Origin of the sequence: Oerskovia sp. NPDC060287 (assembly GCF_042726775.1) — a bacterium.
Lineage (GTDB): Bacteria > Actinomycetota > Actinomycetes > Actinomycetales > Cellulomonadaceae > Oerskovia > Oerskovia merdavium.
In genome coordinates this window covers 1-3030 of sequence record NZ_JBHXBO010000353.1, presented here as the reverse complement: position 1 = coordinate 3030, position 3030 = coordinate 1, and the positions used below count along the sequence as shown (strand labels likewise).

The window sequence follows — 3030 nt, the reverse complement described above, 5'->3', positions numbered from 1 at the left end:
GCCTCCCAGAGGGAGACGGGGCCCGTCGTGACGTTCGGACGATCAGTGCGCGTGCTGTCCGCGAGAGAACTCGAAGACCCAGCCCACCAGCGCGACCGAACCGAGCACGACGCCGATGCCGAAGATCCACCAGCCCAGGGCGAGCCCCAGGAAGGCGATCGCAGCGGCTGCGGCGATGGCCAGCGGCCACCAGCTCCACGGGGCGTACACGCCCTGGTCGCCGGCACCCTGCTCGATGAGCCCGTCCGGGTCGTCCTCGGGGCGGGCGTCGATGCGCTTGGCGGTCAGCGCCAGGTAGGCACCGATCATGGCCGCGAGCCCGAAGGTCAGGAAGAGCGCTGCAGAACCGACCGGCTCCCAGTGGCTCCAGAACCCGTAGACGAGCGCCATCAGGAGGAAGAACGGTGCGAGGAAGAGGTGGAGCCTCGATTCGACCTTCACTTGCCGTCCTCCTTCTCGCCGGCGCGCGGCTCGTCGATGATCATGGTCGAGGTCGACGAGCTGGAACGCTCCGTGCCCTCGACCCGGTCCACCGCTGCTGCGGTCTCGCCGCGGCGGTCGGCGTCACCGTAGACCTGCTGCAGGACGCTCGGGTTGGGCTCGGCGTGGTCCATGGCCGCGACCTCGGGGTGGTGCAGGTCGAACGCAGGACGCTCCGAACGGATCCGCGGCAGCGAGGTGAAGTTGTGACGCGGCGGCGGGCAGGAGGTCGCCCACTCGAGCGAGGCCCCGTAGCCCCACGGGTCGTCCACGGTGACCTTGGGCGCGTTGCGCCAGGTCGTGTAGACGTTCCAGAGGAACGGCAGGGTTGACGCGGCGAGGATGAAGGCACCGACCGTCGAGACCTGGTTCATCCACGTGAAGCCCTCCTCCGGCATGTAGTCCGCGTAACGACGCGGCATGCCGGCCACACCCAGCCAGTGCTGGACGAGGAAGGTCGCGTGGAAGCCGATGAACAGCAGCCAGAAGTGCAGCTTGCCGAGCTTCTCGTTGAGCATGCGTCCCGTGAACTTGGGCCACCAGAAGTAGAAGCCCGCGAACATCGCGAACACCACGGTGCCGAAGACCACGTAGTGGAAGTGCGCCACGACGAAGTACGAGTCGGAGAGGCTGAAGTCCAGCGCGGGGCTCGAGAGGATGACGCCCGTGAGACCACCGAAGAGGAACGTCACGAGGAAGCCGATCGACCAGAGCATGGGCGTCTCGAACGTGAGCTTGCCCCGCCACATGGTGCCGATCCAGTTGAAGAACTTCACACCGGTGGGCACGGCGATCAACATGGTCATGAAGGCGAAGAACGGCAGCAGGACCGCACCGGTGACGTACATGTGGTGCGCCCACACGGTGACCGAGAGGGCCGCGATCGCGATCGTCGCGTAGACCAGACCCTTGTAGCCGAAGATCGGCTTGCGGCTGAAGACCGGCAGGATCTCGGAGACGATGCCGAAGAACGGCAGCGCGATGATGTAGACCTCGGGGTGGCCGAAGAACCAGAAGAGGTGCTGCCAGAGGATGGCACCGCCGTTCTCCGGGTTGAAGATCTGCGCGCCGAGCCTGCGGTCCGCGCCGAGCGCGAACAGGGCCGCGGCGAGCGGCGGGAAGGCCATCAGGACCAGGAGGCTCGTGACGAGCGTGTTCCAGGTGAAGATCGGCATGCGGAACATGGTCATGCCCGGGGCGCGCATCGTGATGATCGTCGTGATGAAGTTGACGGCACCGAGGATGGTTCCGAACCCGGCCAGCGCCAGACCGAAGACCCAGAGGTCCCCTCCGGCTCCTGGACTGAACGTCGTGTTCGACAGCGGCGCATAGGCGAACCACCCGAACGACGCGGCCCCCTGCGGGGTGAAGAACCCGGCCGAGGCGATGAGCCCACCGAAGAGGTACAGCCAGTACGCGAACATGTTCAGTCGCGGGAACGCGACGTCGGGCGCACCGATCTGCAGCGGCATGATGACGTTCGCGAAGCCCGCGAACAGCGGGGTCGCGAACAGCAGCAGCATGATCGTGCCGTGCATCGTGAAGAGCTGGTTGTACTGCTCCTTGCTCTGCACGATCTGGATCCCGGGCTCGAAGAGCTCCGCGCGGATCACGAGGGCCATGAGGCCACCGATGCAGAAGAAGATGAACGACGTGATCAGGTACATGTACCCGATCGTCTTGTGGTCGGTCGAGGTGACCCACTTGATGACGGTTCGTCCGAGCGTCTGACGCTTCGGGGCGAGACCGGGAATGACTTCGGCCTGCGCGACCATCAGTTCTCACCTTCCGTGACGACGGGCTGGTTCGGGTCCTGGAGGCGGTTCAGGTCCAGCCCGAGCTCGCCGATCTGGCCCTTGTCCTCGAGCTTCTGCATCTGGGCGTCGTACTCCGCTCGGGAGACCACGGCCACGTTGAAGAGCATGCCCGAGTGGTGCTCACCGCAGAGCTCGGCGCACTTGCCGGCGTAGACACCCTCACGCGTGGGGGTGACCTGGAACTCGTTGGTGCGCTCCGGGATCATGTCCATCTTGTAGAGGAACGCGGGGATCCAGAACGAGTGGATGACGTCACGGGAGTCCAGCTTGAACCGGACCACCTCGTTGACGGGCAGGTACAGCGTCGGCAGCGAGGTCGCGGTGCCCGGGGCACCCTCGATCTCGTCCTCGGAACGGAGGTCTCCGACGTTGGCCTCGTGCTGGCCCGACTCGTAGACGTCGTCCGTGAGGTAGTTGAAGTCCCAGCTCCACTGCTTGCCGATGACCTGGATCTCGACGTCAGGGGTCTCGGAGAGATCCTTGATCGCCGTCATGTCCCGGTCGGTGTAGTAGAAGAGCACGAGAACCATGACGATCGGCACAGCCGTGTACATGATCTCGAGGGGCAGGTGGTAGCGCGTCTGCACGGGCAGGACGTGGTCGTCCTTGCGCTTGCGGTAGGCGGCCACGCACCACAGGATCAGTCCCCACGTGATGACGCCGACGATCAGTGCCGCGATCCAGGACCCGTTCCACAGCGATGTGATGCGGGCGGTCTGGTCGGTCACCTCAC

At 65.4% G+C, this 3030-nt stretch carries 3 protein-coding genes; all 3 read right to left on the bottom strand.

The genetic code is table 11. The features are described 5' to 3' along the window. Positions 1–42: 42 nt before the first annotated feature. Complete coding sequence (locus tag ACFWFR_RS18755; RefSeq protein WP_191805877.1) at positions 43–441, bottom strand: cytochrome c oxidase subunit 4; 399 nt, start codon at positions 439–441, stop codon at positions 43–45. Next, positions 438–2255, bottom strand: coding sequence for a cytochrome c oxidase subunit I (gene ctaD, locus ACFWFR_RS18750; RefSeq protein ID WP_377616343.1), 1818 nt, complete (start codon positions 2253–2255; stop codon positions 438–440). The genes ACFWFR_RS18755 and ctaD overlap by 4 nt, the downstream gene beginning before the upstream one ends. After that, the coding region (gene coxB, locus ACFWFR_RS18745) for a cytochrome c oxidase subunit II (protein ID WP_377624098.1) at positions 2255–3030 on the bottom strand (776 nt) is incomplete at its 5' end. The genes ctaD and coxB, both read right to left, overlap by 1 nt.